Genomic DNA, 16,302 nt, shown 5'->3' with positions numbered 1-16,302 from the left:
CCCCCTTAGTTCTCTATACCTCCTGTACTTTCCCCGCCTCGCCAAAAAACCACCTTAAGTACTCTCCTTGATAATAAAAATATACAATGATAAAGCTAATCCATATAAGCAATACATCTACCATTGAAATCATAACTGGTAATCCCAGTAAGTATATAAACATAACAGATATCCAAACTGAAGCTATCAAACAAATTCCCTTACTAAGCAATACATTTATGTTCTCTTTGATTTTGCCTGATTTCTTTCCTTTTATAGATGCTAAGTACAATATTTCAAATATTAAACCTACCCAAAATACTGTAGTGTTAAGCTTCTGCAAAAAACCATACACTTTAATTTCATAAACTGGGTGAGTATAATTATAATTAACAAATTCAGTTATATACTTTGTCACCATACTTAAAATTTGTATGATACTAGCAGGATTATCAGGAATCTTATCTGACGTTACATAAAACTTAAATGAGACCTTTTTCCAGATAAAAAAACCTAAAACTAATATTCCAGCTATAGCTAAAATCCCTTTTATATACACCCTTTTCCCATTCTTTATCATCTCAAAAAAGTAGTTATCCTCTAAACTGTCCTTAGAATAAGACACAATATGTTTAATAATATCTACAATCAATCTAATAAGCACATATAAGCAATATACTCCTAATACAAATAATAAAATATCGTGCTTCTGTCTTTGCTGACTGCCTACTATATTAAAATCTTCAATTAAAAAATCATTATTAACATTCCCTATCAAAGCTATTTTGTCTTTTATAACGTCAATGTCTAAGTTACTTCTTTCATTCTTATACTCAACATTCCCTATGTAGGCTTCAGTTAAGTTATTCATAGTATTTAGTGGTATATAAATACGTGAGCTCCCTATATCAATCAGTTTTTCTATTGCTGCTCTCTCTGTAGAGATTATTCCAATTATCTCAAATTTTTTATTATATACCTCAATCTCTAATCCTAAGACCTCTCCACTGCCAAATAAGCTTTCTGCTACTGTATCTTCAATTACTACAACATTTCTTTTTAGTCTATTGTCGTTTTCATCTATAAAAGAGCCCTCTACTAACTTAACTCTGTTAAACTCATTAAAATTTCCTAATACTCCATATACTTGAACCTGTCTAGCTCCAGACACTGCTGAATCTTTGAATGCATAGTATGTAGCCATGTCTGGTGATACAATTCTATTTAGCTTACTTATTTGGTCAATATTAAATCCCCTTTCAGCAGGTAACTTCTCTTTTAATCTGATTGCCAGCTTTTCATAGCCTACGCTGCTATTTAAGTCTTGTATATATAAATATATTGATTGGCTTAAAAATAATGAAAAGATGAATAAAAATATTAATATATGCCTCTTCTCAAATCTAAATCTCATATCACCTTCCTCCCTATATTATTCTATTGTAACTAGACTGCCCTCAGATATAGGTTTGCTGCTTCTTACAATTATACGTTCACCACCCATTAGTCCCGAAAAAATACCTACATTGTTATTGTCAGAATCACCCTCTGTGACGCCATTTCTAACAACATAATACTCTTTTCCTAATGGTCCTTGCCTTTCTTCAAGAGTAAAAACAAATTTCCCCTTTTCATCTGTTCTTAAAGCCTGCCTAGGTACAAGGTATTTGTATGAGCCTATAGGCTTTTTCATATAAAACTCAACTATTTCTCCGCCCTTGAGGTTATCGTCTTCAAGTCCTACTGTCACTAGTTTTTTGCCCGTATTTTCAGCATCTTTTATAGATTTTATTTCCCCATTTAATGCACCGCTGTTTCCACTTTTCAAAAATACTTGAACACTATCTCCAGTCTCTAAGTATTGACTCTCCTCATTGTTTACTGTAACGATGGCTTCAAACCCTTTATCTGGGCTGTCTAAAATGTATAGTGGCTTTGAATTATTTGCGACCATTCCCTCTTTAAAGTTGATTTCTTTAATTGTTCCATAACTTGTGGCGATTACAGTACAGTTTTTAATCATCTTTTTAAGCTCTTCGATTTCTATCTCAGCACTTGATATATCAAGCTTCATAAGCTCTATTTCTCTTTCCCTATTTTCTTTTTCTTTGTCTGACTTCTCTAATTGTTTTTCTAAGTCATTATTAGCGTTTTCATACTTCAGTTTTGCTAGGTCAAGTTGTCTAATGGCGTTATCTAGTTCTTTTTTAGCGATAGCCCCTTCATTATATAATTGATCTTTTATTTTAACTTCTTCTTCTATTTTTGAAAGTTCAGTTTCTGCTTCTTTTATTTTTTGTTCATATGTGTATAGTACGTCTTCTACATTTCCTGCCATAGCCTTGTCGTATTGAAGTTTTAATCTTTTAAGGGCAATTTCTTTTTTTACTAGGTCAAGCTCTAAAGGCTCTTTATCTAAAACTAGTATAGTGTCTCCCGAGACCACCATATCACCCAAAGAAGCTTTTACTTCTTTAACCGTTGCCGAAAAATCAATATAATGCTCTATCCTTTTTACAGCATTTACTATACCATCTGTGGCTATTTCTACAATTAAACTTCCTGACTTTGCATCCATAGTGCTAACCTTTGGAAGGGTTAAATTGCGAATGCTTTTTGAAGTAAATGTGAGTATTATAATTGTTATAAGAAAAATTTGACCTGCTTTAAGTATTTTTTTCTTTCTCATATCGGTTTTTTTAGTATCTTCCACTATAATTAGCCCCCCTTATTTTTTAATTGTAGAATTAGATATGCCCTCGATTAGATAATTCTGTCCGTATAAGAATACCAAAAGAGCAGGTATCATATATATAACACTGGCCGCAAAGGCAATACCTAGTTCAGAATTATTTATTACAGAAAGATATATGGACAACGGGTGTTTATTTGTATCCTTTAAAAATATCAATGGCTGTTCAACCATATTCCAATTATCTATAAATGATAATATGGCTAGCGAAGCTACTCCTCCTTTTGACTGTGGAAGAATGACCTTAAAGAAAATCTGTGCCAATGAACATCCATCAACCATTGCTGCCTCAATATATTCATTTGGAATTGAAATCATAAACTGTCTCAAAAGAAAGACTCCAAATGCCCCGAAGATTCCGGGAAGTATTATGGACATGTAATTGTCTAAAATGCCTAGCTTGTCTAATACTAAATAGTTTGGTACGAGAGTAACCTGAAATGGCATCATCATAATTATAATATATATGAAAAAGAGCGTATCTCTTCCTTTAAACTTCATTTTAGCAAATACAAATGCAGCTGATGAAGATATTATTGTTTGAAATATTACTATAGGAAGTACTAGAAAAACCGAGTTCCAAAACATCCTTAAAAACTTTGATTTTCCTACTAAAACTTCATAGTACTGTTCAAACACAATACTATCTGGAATCAATTTAACGCTTCTAAATTTTTCTTTTTCTCTCTCTGTAGCTTCTCTTGTAAAGACTCCATGGCTTTCCATAATTTCAGGGTTTCCCATAAAGGAATTGGTAACTGTCACTATAAGAGGCAAAAGTATCAATAAAGCAAATGTAATTAAGAATATAGTAACTGCTAGTTTTTTGTTTTTCCTCATGCTTATCCCCCTAGCCTTCAATATATCTTTCTACTTTTTTTTGAATCTTGAATAATATAAATATGATTAAATATAATACGACAGCCATCAGGACAGCTGATGTGACCAGCTTGTGATAATCAAGTTTACTAAACATATTATTGAGATAATGTTGGAGCATATATATGCTTTCATGTGGGTAGCTGCCTGATAAAAGATATACTTCCTTAAATACCTTGAAAGAGCTGATTATAGATATGATTATTACGAAAAAAGTAGTAGGCATTAGATAAATTGATGTTATATTGAAAAATTTAGTTAGAGCTCCAGCTCCATCTATATCTGCAGCTTCATAGTATTCTTTAGGTATACCTTGAAGTCCTGCTAAAAATAATATCATGTTATATCCGAGGTTTTTCCATACATATATTATAATCACTACAAGCATAGCATGAGGTGAATTTAGCCAATCTGTAGCGTTTATATTAAGCATTGAAAAAATTTTGTTTACAAGCCCATGATAATCAAATATGTACTCAAAGAATAAAATAACTGAAGCCACTGGTACAACTAATGGAACTATAAAAGAAGTTCTTAGTGTGTGTTTGAAATGTATCTTTTGATTTAATAAGATTGCTAATATTAAAGATAATATTATAATCAATGGGACGCTGATTCCTGTAAATATGGCAGTATTGGACAGTGCTTTCCTATATATCCCATTATTGATTAAATCAATATAATTTTTGAATCCTACAAAACTTCCATTTACAGGCTTATCAAAGAAGGAATAAATTACCATCCATATAAATGGAATGATATAAAATACTGATATACCAATTACACTTGGAGCAATGAATAGTACAGCTATAAACTTATCTTTTATGCTGAACCTAGAAAGCATAGTACATTCCCCCTTTCTACTACAATTCACAGTTCACAATTGAAAAGCAAGATTCTTCGACTGCGCCTCAGATAAGCAGGGAACCAAAGCCATGTTTTTGGCTTTGTGTTCATCGCTTAGTTTCTTCACCTAATAACAAACTCTCTGTCATCCTAACAAGATCCCAGTCATCCTGAACGTAGTGAAGGATCTCTATAGATGTGCTTCATCCTATTCATTTAAATATATATCAGCCTTATTTTGCAGTCGTTCAGCTACTTCCTCTGCTGATTTTTCACCATTTAAGAATCGATCAACTTCTTCTTTTATTACATCATATAAAGGTTCTGACGTTTTAGGCTTGTTTAGATTGCCTATTACCCTGTTAAGTTTCTCTATATCTTCTTCATTTGCAAAATAGCTTTTATTTTTTTCCATGTACGATTTGTTTTTTTCTTGATACTCGAACATCCTATCAATTTGTTTTTGGCTTGCATTATTATTAATACGGAAAGTTCCTTGTATTATCCTCTCATCAAAAGTTTGAGCTTCCTCTGTTATTATAAATTTTATAAATTCCCATACCTCTTCTTTATGCTGAGAATTAGAATTTATAGCTAAAAAATCGCTATAGTATAACCTATTTCCTGTATACTCTCCCTTAGGTGCCGATACGGCAGTAAAGCCATCATAGAAAGACCCTAGGCCCTGTATATAGCCATACGAATGGGTTTGCCCTAGATATATTGCTATATTGCTTAAATCTTTTATTTCGCCATAGTTAGTTGCATTCATTATCTCATACCATAATAAATCTGGATGTAGTATATTGTCTTCTTTTATGGACCTCATTAGTTCTAAGGTTTCAATAAATTCTTTGCTATTAAACTTAGCCTCTTTTTTATTCCAGTTCAAGTAATAATCTATATCCTGTAATAGTATAAGTTCATATAAGGTCCAATCATCAATTTTAGGTAAAACATATATTTGTTCTAGACTATTTTCATTTAGTTTTTTTGAAAGGGCATATACATCCTTCCAATTTAGATTATTATCTAAATTTATTCCTTTTTCATCTAGTAGTTTTTCATTTAGTACAAAGGTATAAAATTGGTAGTAGTTTATAGGCATAGTATATAATTCATCCTTATACCTTGCATTGTCAATTATATGGGTGTTGTAATCTTTGATAATAAATTCACTATCCTTTTCTATGACCTCATCTAGGTTAACTAGTATACCTTTTTCTATATATGTTCTTATATAGTCCCATGGACGTAGATATAAGATATCTGGTCCCTTACCTGCCATTATCTCTGTATTTAGCTTATCACTATATTGATATTCATCAAGGTCAGGATATAAATTAACTGTAACCTTTATATCAGGATTAATTTCCTCAAATTTCCTTGCTGCCTTAGTAAATAGATTGTCATAGTCTCTAGTTAATTCAACAGTTATTTCTGTCTTTTCTTCTTCTGTTCCTGTATTTGCCATTGTTTCAGATTTTGATTCTATATATTTGATTAGCTTATAACTATCTTGACAATCTGCTAATAAATATATTTCTTCACTATTATCCACCATAAAATCAAGTATCATATCTATTTCTGATAATTCTCCAGTGTTTAAAATTCTACTTGTTAGATTTCCTTTTGAATCATATCTTGCTACCCATCCTGCATTTATTCCATACAGATTCTTAGTGTTTTTGTTATAGTAGATTTTATTTGGTCCATCTGTGTAGCTATACTCTTTGCTCCATATTGTTTTATAGTTGTTTGTGTCTATTTTGTCTAGAATATTATCATCTCTACCATACTTCAGTGCTAAAATATTGTCTTCCTCATCCATTTCTATGTCCCAATATGGTGTTGAATCTAATACTTTTTTTATATTTAAGTTACTGTCAAATACTTCTATGCTTCCGCCTAGCTTTAGAGCATATATGTTACCTTTACTATCTACTTTTATTTTTCTCGTAGTATCTTCTATTGACCTTGCTGTAGTATCATTTAATTGTCCTATTACATTATTTTCAGTAATAGAATCAGACTCATTATCATAAAAAAGAAGCTTTTTACTTATTGACGTTATTTCTCTATTCTCATTTAACTCTGGTTTATCTGCTAGTATGTACATATTATTGTTTTTATCAAAAGTGAAAACATTTGGTCTTCCACTAAAGTCAGTGTTTATCTCCTTTTTAACTGCTCCATTTTCATCTAAAACTATATACTTTCTACTATCCTTGCCAAGAATAAATAACACTGGCTGGTTATTAATATCTAAGCCCACGCTTAATATATTCTTCGCTTCTAATACATCATTTAAAATAATTTCTTTATATGTTGTGATATTCTTAGCTACGTCTGTGGTCCCTCTATCTTTAGTACACCCATAGAATACAAACATGAGTGAAAATGTTAGTAAAATAATTAATACTTTTTTGTATGACATTTTGTATCCTCCTTCTTACAATTTGTATAGTGCCAAATATAAAGATATCTTAAGAAAAATTATATCAACAAGTTTTTGCCAAATATGACCCAGATGTTTCCAAGTTGTTAAATATATTTCGGAAAAGCATCCGAAACAATCGGGTTAGGCATTTTCCGCAGTCTCGCTACACAAATCTGTTTACTCCCTACGGTCGTACAGATTTGGTGCTCGTTGCGTTTGACCTACCTACGATTCTTTCGGAAAGGCATCCGAAACAATCGGGTTAGGTCATAAAAAAAATAGATGGGGACTTGTAAATCCGCATCTATTTTAATTGGTAACTATGGGTAGCTTAATTGTAAAACTAATTATATCTCCATATAAATTATAATTTAATTTACCGTTATTTTTCTCAATTAATTCTCTACATATATAGAGTCCTAGTCCAGAGCTAGCTTGTTTTTGATTGCCATGATTATATTTAACAAATGGCTCAAATAGGGTATTTTTTATTCCCTCAGGTATAGGTAATGTTTTGTTTTCTAGTGTTATATATGCATAGTTATCTAAATATGATCTTATTTTTATTTGTCCATCTACACTATATTTTATAGCGTTATCAATAAGATTTAAAATAACTGCCCGGATTTCTTCTTCACTGCTAAGGATAATAATACTTTCATTTTCTAAATTAAGTTCTATCTTTCCTCTATTATATATTACTTCATATTCTTTAATTATTTTGCTCATCAGTTCATTTAAGTCAAAGTATTCGTAATGTTCCTTTTCTATTTCTTTACCTTTAGCTACAATTAACATGTTTTGAACCATTTTATTCATTCTATCAGCTTCTGTTATTATCCTTTCATATGCTCTATCCTTTGTTTTATCATCTATCTTACTCTGACTTAATAATTGTGCGTATCCTGTAATTGAAGTAATTGGAGTCTTCATCTCATGGGTTGCATAGTTGAAAAAATTCCTAGAGGCTTTCTCCAGTTTCTCGCTTTTAATTTTCTCCTGTTGCAAATATTCCATTTGTGTTGATATTTGATCCTGCATTTTATTGAAATGGTGAATGATTATAGCCACTTCGTCATTACTTTTTGCTTCTAATCTATTGGAGAATTCCCCTTCACCTATAAACCTTATTCCTTTTAACAATGTGTTTAGGGAGTTAGTTGACTTTTTTAGCCAAATAAAATTTACTAGTATCATTATTATAAACAAAATAAATTGAATAACTAATATTCTTGTCATCAAATATTTATTATTATTATATTGAGCTAAATAATCCTTTTGAAATACGAATATACCTATATATTTATCCTTTAAATATACTGGATATGAATAGGTAGCAAAATATCTTGTACCCTCATTGTGAATATATAGTAGTGATGATTTCTTATCACTATCTTCCATAATTTTTTCTGTGCTCTTTTTATCAATGATATCACCTGCAAACTGGATATAATCATCACTATCATACTTTATTGACAAATATATATCATATTGGAGATTTTCTTTATTCATAACTGACCATAAGTTACTTCTATTATATAAATTTATGTTTCCCTGTGGATTTATTACTTGTCTTTCAAGTCCATAATGTATTATTGACATAATTCTCCTCATGTCATTTAATATGGAAGTTTGCAAATTATCCTCAAATATCTTCCATATGGTAAGGTTTATTATTATTAGGATTATGAAACTGATTAAAATAATTCCAGTGGTTATCTTGCCTCTAATAGTATTTAACATTGTTCTACCTCATTACATAGCCTTTCCCAAATACAGTTTCTATAATGGTGGATGTTTCTAGCTTATCTCTAATTCTTCTAATATGAACGTCAACTGTTCTAGAGCCTCCGTAATAATCATATCCCCAGACACTATCTAAGAGCTCAGCTCTAGTAAATACTCTATTTCTGTTTTTTAATAGAAAGAAAAACAAGTCAGATTCTTGTCTCTTTAATTGAATTTCCTCGCCATTTTTAAATACTCGTTCACCAAGTAAATCTACTTTTATACTTCCCCCTAGTTCAATAAACTCTTCTGATAAAATTTGTTTTTCTTTTTCAATACTTCTAAATAATGCTTTTACTCTAGCTATTACTTCCTTAATTTCAAATGGTTTAATTATGTAATCATCTGCTCCTAGCTCTAATCCTATAATTTTATCAAAAATACTATCCCTAGCCGTAATCATAATAACTAAAAGGTCTTTAGATATTTTCTTACAGATTTCAAAACCATCTATATCAGGAAGCATTAAATCTAAAAGTACCAAATCTGGTTTAAATACTTCTATCCTTTCCAATGCTGTTTTTCCATCAAAAAAACTTTCTACCTCATATCCTTCATTTATTAAGGTTAATGTCAATATATCATTAATTGAGTATTCATCTTCAATTACTAATATCTTTTTGGTCATTTCTGTCCCCCCTATTTCTCTAGTTTGGTTTCAAGCTCCTATTTGGGCGAAATATATTAATTCTCTGGTAAATGACGCTTTTAGTAACAGGAATACCGTCAATCATTTTCTTTATTTCCTTAGTGGAAAATATCTCATTCTCGGCCACATTAACTATCACATTTATTTCTGGATAAATTTGTTGTGATTTTTCTTGAAGCTCTTCATTGTAAACTAGTACAAGTTCAGTATAATTATGATAGTAGATTCTTCTCTCAGTTATTTCAATATAGTCTCTAAATATATCAAAGCTTTCTGATATAAAGATTCCATGTCCTAAATATTCAATGTACAAGTTTTCATCAATAGATTTATTAAATAAATTAACATATCCATTAGTTTCAAAATTATAACTTGTAACAGCAGATGTCCCCATTAAATTCCAATCGTCTTTATTTCCTAATCTTACATCATGTAAAAGGATTAACTCATAACCATTTTTCATAATTCCCCTTACTCTACTTATATCTTCATCTGTTCCTAAATCAATATATTCTTCTAAAGTGTAATAATTATTTGTAAGTTGGATTTTATAAATCTTAAAATCTTTTTGATCTATCCATATCAATGATCCTAACTCAAAAACATAGCATATATCACCATATCTATTGTTATAATTTTTATAGAACATTTGTTGAGCTAAATCATATAAGAAAATATTTGCTATTTCCCCATTGGGGGATATTTCATTTATAACTAAGTATCTATTACTTCCAGACACATAGGATATTTCATATTGGTTTCCCTTTTCATCTTCTCTTAGTTCATTAATTATTTTAGATAATTTTGGTAGTGGAGTAGCTTTATTTCCCGCGATGTAATCGATGGTGTAAACTTGATCTTCCATAAATCCAACCTTGTTAGACCCTTGCTTGAAGTCTATGCTTTCCTTCAATGTTTCCGTTAATTTATTATTTATATCTAATTTATATAAATATCTTCTACCAATGGAGTCGTTGCCATGGCCTTTTTTTAGATATCCATATACTTCCCCCCTATGATAGAAGGCTGGGTAAAAATAATCAATTCTATCTATATCCAGATATACTTGTCCAAAAATAGAAGGATCTATAGGGGATTCCCTTTCTAATCCAACATCTTCTTCTACTATTATTCTTTTATAGCCTTGTTTTTCACAACTTAGTAGAAAAATTATACTAAAAATGAATACTAACAAAATTATTCGTTTTTTCATAGTTTAATCTCCAAATACTTATCTTAAAATTTATTTGTCAAAATTTTTGTTAATTTTTTAATCCTATTATTTATTTTAACAAAAAAGGCAGGATTTGTCCAAAACAAAACCCTTATATATTAATTAAGAAGATTATGCTTTTTAAAATTTATATAGCTTTTTTTGAGGATGGTCAAAATCACATGATGGACATTATGGAAATGGCTGGACAATTAGATAAAAGGGCTGATTATGAGAATATTGTGACTACAATATTTGCTGAAAATGCTATGAAAAATATAAAATAAATTAAGCCTCTGCAGACTGCAGAGGCTTAATTTAAGCAAATCAAAAAGACCAGTAAATATACAAATAATTATTTATTCAAATAAAGAGTTTTAGTTCTCCCAATCTTTTCTATTCTTTCTTCAGCCATTCTATCAGCTGCTTTACTGGTTGATATATTATCTCTCTTAGATATTTCTATTACTTTCTTCACAACATTATAAATATTAGCAGCTCTATTCATAGCTCTTTCTCTATTGTATCCTTGTAATTCTTCATATACATTAATTACACCGCCAGCATTAATTACGTAGTCAGGAATGTAAAGGATGCCTTTTTCTTTTAGCATATCCCCATGTTTTTCTTCAGCTAATTGATTATTTGCAGCACCTGCAACTATTTTACATTTAAGTTGATCAACTGTGAAATCGTTTATTACTGCACCCATTGCACATGGAGCATAAATATCACATTGGATTTTATGAATTTCATCTGGAGCAACTGCTGTAGCACCAAAATCATTTACTACTCTTTCAATATTAGCTTTTTTAATATCTGTAACATATAGTATTGCCCCGGATTCATGTAGATGCTTACATACATGATATCCCACTGAACCTACTCCTTGAACTGCAACTACCTTTCCTGTTAAATCATCGCTCCCGAAAACTTCATTAGCAGCTGCTAATATTCCTCTAAATACTCCAAACGCTGTTACTGGAGATGGATTCCCGCTTTTACCTTCTAGGCCTACAACATAATCAGTTTCATCATTTATGTATGCCACGTCTTGAGTTCCAATATTCATATCTTCTGCAGTAATGTATCTGCCAGCTAAGCCTTCTACGTATCTTCCAAATGTTCTTAGTAACTCTTCACTTTTTAGCTTTTCTGGGTCTCCTATAATTACTGCCTTTCCTCCCCCTAGGTTTAAACCCGCTGCTGCACTCTTATAAGTCATACCTCTTGCTAATCTTAGAACATCTATGATTGCGTCCTCTTCGCTTTCATAGTTCCAAAATCTTGTTCCCCCTAAAGCAGGTCCCAAAGTAGTGTCATGAATTCCTATAATCGCTTTTAATCCAGTATTACGATCTTGACAAAAAACTAACTGTTCATAATCATATTTTTCTAAGTAATCAAATATTTTCATAATGCTTCCCCCTATATTTATATTTTTTATAATGCTTTGTGTAAAAAATATAATCTGTCCTTTTAAATTATAAACCTAAATGATAACGTTTTCAACAATTGTTAATAACTATTAATTTTCCTTAATAAAGCTGAAAAAAATAGCCCAAATTTATTATTATTCTTTAAGGCTTTTCAGATAATCTAACAGCTCCGACTTTTGAACTCTATTTACTCCACTATGTTCTATGTCATATGAGGGATCTATTTTTTCACCATATTCTCTCTCCATGATTTCTATAACCCTTGGCTTACAAAATTCACCTTGGCACCATCCCATAGTTGCCCTAGTCCTTCTCTTTACACCATCTACAGTCTTGACTTTTATTTCCCTATGTAATGCATCTACAATTTCCTCTTCTAATACCTGTTCACACCTGCATACTATCCTTCCTTTAGAGCCTAAAGGAAGCTCTATTAAATCCTTTATTTCCTTAATTGGTCTTAGGGGCTTTTTAGTTATAATTGGTTTTCTATATGGATCAAAATTTGGATTAATTTCTAGTTTTAGTCCTCCATCAGCTAGAATTCCTATAACCATTTTTGCAATAGCTGGTGATGATGTTAAGCCTGGAGATTGTATGCCCGCCACATTAATAAAGCCTTTAACTCTTGTTTCTTCGATAATGAAATCATCTGTTGAGCTTCTAGCCCTGATCCCAGTAAAGCTTCTTATAAATTGTCTAGGATCTATTTTGTTATATAAAGCTTTAGTTTGATTATATATTTTCGCTATTCTTTCCAAATGTGTTGATGTATCTTCCTTATCAGTATTATCATTTGCATCTGGTCCGATTAAAAGATTTCCATAATAGGTAGATGCAACTAAAACACCCTTACCAAGCTTAGTTGGAAGTTGGAAAACAACTGTATTGATTGGCTCACCAGTACCTCTTGTAAATAAGATATATTCTCCGCTTCTTGGAAGTATTTCAAAATCATCTATTCCTACCATTTTAGAAATCTTATCTGAATATAATCCTGCAGCATTGACTACATATTTACCATAATATTCTCCTACATTTGTTATTACTCTGAACCCATTTTCTACCCTTTTTACATCTATAACCTCTTTTTCGAGCTCTAATGTAGCGCCATTTTTTATTGCATTTTCTGCCATAGCTATAGCCATTTCATATGGAGAACAAATCCCTGCACCTTTACAGTATAATGCCCATTTAACATCATGAGTTAATATTGGTTCTATTTTCCTTGTTTCATCTGGACCAATAATACTTAAATCAGAGAGTCCATTTTTAATTCCATTTTCCATTAACCTTTCCAGCGGCTCTTTGTCATCTTCCTTAGTAATTACTAAGGAGCCCCTTTCTTCAAATCCAAAATTCAACTCCTCGTTTAGTTTCTTAAATTGTAATCTTCCTTCATAGCAGAGTCTTCCCTTTAATGTTGTACTTTTTTCTGCATAGCCCCCATGTACAATTGCACTATTAGCCTTTGTGGCTCCCATAGATACATCCATGTTTTTTTCAAGAATCAATACCTTAACCTTATACCTAGACAGCTCTCTACCTATACTAGTTCCTATTATGCCTGCCCCAATTATAATGACATCATACACTTTATCCCCTCCTCATAAATTCTTTGCTAAAGTATATTATAAATAGAAAGAATTAGAATAAATACATCAATATGTTTGAAAACATAAAAATATTAATTTCTAAGCTATTTTAGAATGAACATGAATTGTAGTCAAGTAAATATTATTTTGTTAAAATATTTTTAGGGGGTGCAGTATGTATAATAAAAAAATTAGAGAATACGGTATTATCATTGGTTCTATTCCTGTAGGTAATAAAAATTCTATTACCGATGTTCCTGGAGTAAAGATAGGACATTATACTTTAGATAATGGCGCCATAAAAACAGGTGTAACAGCAATTATGCCTCATAGCGGTAATCTGTTTAAAGATAAGCTAGTAGCTGCTTGCCATGTAATAAATGGCTTTGGAAAATCTACTGGTCTTATACAAATTGAAGAGTTAGGTACAATAGAAACCCCAATAATACTTACGAATACTTTAAGCGTAGGCACTGGATATGAGGCCATAGTCAGGTATATGTTAGAATCCAACGAAGATATTGGAGTATCAACTAGTACAGTTAATCCAATTGTTTGTGAATGTAATGATGGTGAACTAAATGATATTAGAGGTCTACATATAAAGCCTTCATATATATTTGAAGCATTAAATGATTGCAATGAAGATTTTCTCGAAGGAAATGTAGGAGCCGGTACTGGTATGATATGCTATGGCTTAAAGGGAGGGATTGGCTCTTCCTCCAGAGTAATAGAGCTAGATGATAAAAAATATATTATTGGTGTATTAGTGTTATCTAACTTTGGCTCCTTAGAGGATTTTACTCTCAACAAGGAGCATATTGGCCCAAAGATAAAAAAATTAATAGATAAATGCGAAGAGTCTGAGGACAAGGGTTCAATTATATGTATCTTAGCCACAGACTTGCCTTTATCCTCCAGGCAAATAAAAAGAGTTATAAAAAGAATGCATCCAGGCATATCTAGAACTGGTAGCTATACAGGCAGTAGTAGTGGTGAAGTATGTATAGGCTTTTCAACTGCAAATATAATCAGTCATTATGAGACTGAGAGCATAATAAATATAAGTGTTATAAACGAAAATAAAATCAATAAGGTTTTTAGAGCCACTGTAGAAGCTACAGAAGAAGCTATCATAAATTCTTTAATTTGCTCTAACACTACGGTTGGTAGAGATAATAAGAAGGTCTATTCCCTTGTGGATTTTATTGATATTGTTAAAAAACAATGAGTATTAGATTAGGTATTATCATATCAGTAACCCAATAAATCATATTCACATCAAGCTCCTTATTAGCTTTTACTATTTTAGTATATCATCATAAGCTTTATCGATAAAGAAGTTTTATGCAAAAGGAGGATATTGCTTTGTTTAGAGCAATATCCTCCTTCCTATGCCTTAATATAATTTTAATATAGTTTCAAGTCATGATACATATAAAGAGAAATACTAAGCTGCTGATTTTTCAGCTTCCTCTTCTTTGTCATGAGGTAATATTATATTTAAAATAATACCTACAATCGCGGCTAGAGCCATTCCTACAAGTTTAATTTCTACAAGTCCTATTTTTATAGGAATTACAGCTCCACCTAGACCAAATACTAATATAACTGCAGCTATTATCATGTTTCTAGTTACTGAGAAGTTCACTCTATTATCTACAAGTGTTCTAGCTCCTATGGAAGCTATCATACCAAATAATACTATTACCGCCCCACCAATTACAGGCTTTGGTATAGTACTTGTAAATGCATTTAGCTTAGGAATAAGCCCTATCATTATAGTCATTACAGCAGCTATTCTCATAACCTTTGGATCCCATACCTGAGTAAGAGCAACAACACCAGTGTTTTGAGAATAAGTTGTGTTAGCTGGTCCACCAATTAAAGCAGCAAATGATGTAGCTACACCGTCTCCCATAAGAGTCCTGCTTAATCCAGGATCTTTAGCAAGATCTCTTTTAACTACTCCACTCATTGCCAAAACGTCACCTATATGTTCTACTATTGTAGTTAGTGCTATAGGTGCTACAATCATTATTGCTCCTATATTGAATTTAGGTAGCGAGAAGTTTGGAACTCCTATCCAAGCTGCTTGAACAATAGGTGTATAATCTATTCTGCCCAATACAGCGGCTAATATATAGCCTACTCCTAGTCCAATGATAACTGGTACTATTTTAAAGAATCCTTTTGCAAACATTGCAACTCCAATAATGGTAGCTAGTGTTACCATAGATAAAAGCCAATCCTGCGATGCCATATTTATAGCATTAGGTGCAAGAGTCATACTAATAACAATAATTATTGGTCCTGTTACGATAGGCGGGAAAAATCTTACTATTTTTTCAACACCAAAAACAGATATTAACCATGCAAATATAAGATATATTATACCTGCAACAATAATACCACCACGTGCATATTCAAGACCATATAACTCTCCTGCCATTATTACAGGTGCAATAAATGAGAAAGACGATCCTAGATAAGCAGGAACCTTGCCTTGGGTAATAAAGTGAAATAGTAATGTTCCTATTCCTGATGTAATTAGAGCTACTCCTACATCAAGTCCAGTTAGTATGGGAACTAATACTGTTGAAGCAAATAATGTGAATACGTGCTGTAGCCCAAGAGCTATTCCTCTTCCAGGTCCCAAAACACTAATGTCAGTAATTGGATATTGAACTTGTTTCTTCTGTTTACTCATGTTTTCCTCCTT

Annotated in this window: 13 protein-coding genes; 2 read left to right on the top strand and 11 right to left on the bottom strand. The window is 31.5% G+C overall.

Annotated features, from left to right (window positions below):
• Window positions 1-13 precede the first annotated feature (13 nt).
• The 8 genes from BLV37_RS06855 to BLV37_RS06820 all read right to left on the bottom strand — a co-directional run bounded on the left by BLV37_RS06855 (window position 14) and on the right by BLV37_RS06820 (window position 10,546).
• The gene (locus tag BLV37_RS06855; protein WP_091729146.1) at window positions 14-1,393 is read right to left on the bottom strand and encodes an ABC transporter permease; all 1,380 of its coding nucleotides are present in this window, start codon (window positions 1,391-1,393) and stop codon (window positions 14-16) included.
• Window positions 1,394-1,411: 18 nt separating this feature from the next.
• Window positions 1,412-2,692, bottom strand: coding sequence for an efflux RND transporter periplasmic adaptor subunit (locus tag BLV37_RS06850; RefSeq protein ID WP_091729143.1), 1,281 nt, complete (start codon window positions 2,690-2,692; stop codon window positions 1,412-1,414).
• Between the two features lie 15 nt (window positions 2,693-2,707).
• Window positions 2,708-3,571 carry a carbohydrate ABC transporter permease gene (locus BLV37_RS06845; protein ID WP_091729140.1) on the bottom strand — a complete coding sequence of 288 codons (864 nt, stop codon included), beginning with the start codon at window positions 3,569-3,571 and terminating at the stop codon, window positions 2,708-2,710.
• 10 nt (window positions 3,572-3,581) lie between these two features.
• Window positions 3,582-4,454 carry a carbohydrate ABC transporter permease gene (locus BLV37_RS06840; RefSeq protein WP_091729138.1) on the bottom strand — a complete coding sequence of 291 codons (873 nt, stop codon included), beginning with the start codon at window positions 4,452-4,454 and terminating at the stop codon, window positions 3,582-3,584.
• A 210-nt stretch (window positions 4,455-4,664) separates the two neighbouring features.
• Window positions 4,665-6,893 carry an ABC transporter substrate-binding protein gene (locus BLV37_RS06835; RefSeq protein ID WP_091729135.1) on the bottom strand — a complete coding sequence of 743 codons (2,229 nt, stop codon included), beginning with the start codon at window positions 6,891-6,893 and terminating at the stop codon, window positions 4,665-4,667.
• A gap of 312 nt (window positions 6,894-7,205) precedes the next feature.
• Window positions 7,206-8,639 carry a HAMP domain-containing sensor histidine kinase gene (locus tag BLV37_RS06830; RefSeq protein ID WP_091729132.1) on the bottom strand — a complete coding sequence of 478 codons (1,434 nt, stop codon included), beginning with the start codon at window positions 8,637-8,639 and terminating at the stop codon, window positions 7,206-7,208.
• A gap of 4 nt (window positions 8,640-8,643) precedes the next feature.
• Entirely contained in the window at window positions 8,644-9,312 is a 669-nt protein-coding gene (locus BLV37_RS06825) for a response regulator transcription factor (protein ID WP_091729129.1), read from the bottom strand.
• 19 nt (window positions 9,313-9,331) lie between these two features.
• Entirely contained in the window at window positions 9,332-10,546 is a 1,215-nt protein-coding gene (locus tag BLV37_RS06820; RefSeq protein WP_091729127.1) for a hypothetical protein, read from the bottom strand.
• A 134-nt stretch (window positions 10,547-10,680) separates the two neighbouring features.
• Here BLV37_RS06820 and BLV37_RS15030 point away from each other — a divergent pair, with 134 nt between their 5' ends.
• On the top strand, window positions 10,681-10,833 hold the full coding sequence (locus tag BLV37_RS15030; RefSeq protein WP_176967903.1) for a hypothetical protein: 153 nt from the start codon (window positions 10,681-10,683) through the stop codon (window positions 10,831-10,833).
• Between the two features lie 68 nt (window positions 10,834-10,901).
• On the opposite strand, the gene BLV37_RS06815 is transcribed toward BLV37_RS15030, so the two are convergent.
• Together BLV37_RS06815 and BLV37_RS06810 are read right to left on the bottom strand one after the other, a co-directional pair.
• Window positions 10,902-11,963, bottom strand: coding sequence for a Glu/Leu/Phe/Val family dehydrogenase (locus BLV37_RS06815; RefSeq protein WP_091729124.1), 1,062 nt, complete (start codon window positions 11,961-11,963; stop codon window positions 10,902-10,904).
• 156 nt (window positions 11,964-12,119) lie between these two features.
• Complete coding sequence (locus BLV37_RS06810; RefSeq protein WP_091729105.1) at window positions 12,120-13,580, bottom strand: NAD(P)/FAD-dependent oxidoreductase; 1,461 nt, start codon at window positions 13,578-13,580, stop codon at window positions 12,120-12,122.
• Between the two features lie 175 nt (window positions 13,581-13,755).
• On the opposite strand from BLV37_RS06810, the gene BLV37_RS06805 reads away from it, so the two are divergent.
• A complete protein-coding gene (locus BLV37_RS06805) occupies window positions 13,756-14,811 on the top strand; it encodes a DmpA family aminopeptidase (RefSeq protein ID WP_091729103.1) in 1,056 nt (351 codons plus the stop codon).
• Between the two features lie 219 nt (window positions 14,812-15,030).
• On the opposite strand, the gene BLV37_RS06800 is transcribed toward BLV37_RS06805, so the two are convergent.
• Entirely contained in the window at window positions 15,031-16,290 is a 1,260-nt protein-coding gene (locus tag BLV37_RS06800) for a uracil-xanthine permease family protein (protein ID WP_091729100.1), read from the bottom strand.
• Window positions 16,291-16,302: the final 12 nt, after the last annotated feature.

The organism is Proteiniborus ethanoligenes, from assembly GCF_900107485.1.
Taxonomy (GTDB): domain Bacteria; phylum Bacillota; class Clostridia; order Tissierellales; family Proteiniboraceae; genus Proteiniborus; species Proteiniborus ethanoligenes.
This window is presented reverse-complemented; position numbering and strand designations above follow the sequence as displayed.

Coding starts and splice junctions, on each gene's coding strand:
- BLV37_RS06825 (WP_091729129.1), bottom strand. CDS start 9,312: ATGACCAAAAAGATATTAGTAATTGAAGATGAATACTCAATTAATGAT.
- BLV37_RS15030 (WP_176967903.1), top strand. CDS start 10,681: ATGCTTTTTAAAATTTATATAGCTTTTTTTGAGGATGGTCAAAATCAC.
- BLV37_RS06845 (WP_091729140.1), bottom strand. CDS start 3,571: ATGAGGAAAAACAAAAAACTAGCAGTTACTATATTCTTAATTACATTT.
- BLV37_RS06835 (WP_091729135.1), bottom strand. CDS start 6,893: ATGTCATACAAAAAAGTATTAATTATTTTACTAACATTTTCACTCATG.
- BLV37_RS06830 (WP_091729132.1), bottom strand. CDS start 8,639: ATGTTAAATACTATTAGAGGCAAGATAACCACTGGAATTATTTTAATC.
- BLV37_RS06815 (WP_091729124.1), bottom strand. CDS start 11,963: ATGAAAATATTTGATTACTTAGAAAAATATGATTATGAACAGTTAGTT.
- BLV37_RS06855 (WP_091729146.1), bottom strand. CDS start 1,393: ATGAGATTTAGATTTGAGAAGAGGCATATATTAATATTTTTATTCATC.
- BLV37_RS06805 (WP_091729103.1), top strand. CDS start 13,756: ATGTATAATAAAAAAATTAGAGAATACGGTATTATCATTGGTTCTATT.
- BLV37_RS06840 (WP_091729138.1), bottom strand. CDS start 4,454: ATGCTTTCTAGGTTCAGCATAAAAGATAAGTTTATAGCTGTACTATTC.
- BLV37_RS06800 (WP_091729100.1), bottom strand. CDS start 16,290: ATGAGTAAACAGAAGAAACAAGTTCAATATCCAATTACTGACATTAGT.
- BLV37_RS06820 (WP_091729127.1), bottom strand. CDS start 10,546: ATGAAAAAACGAATAATTTTGTTAGTATTCATTTTTAGTATAATTTTT.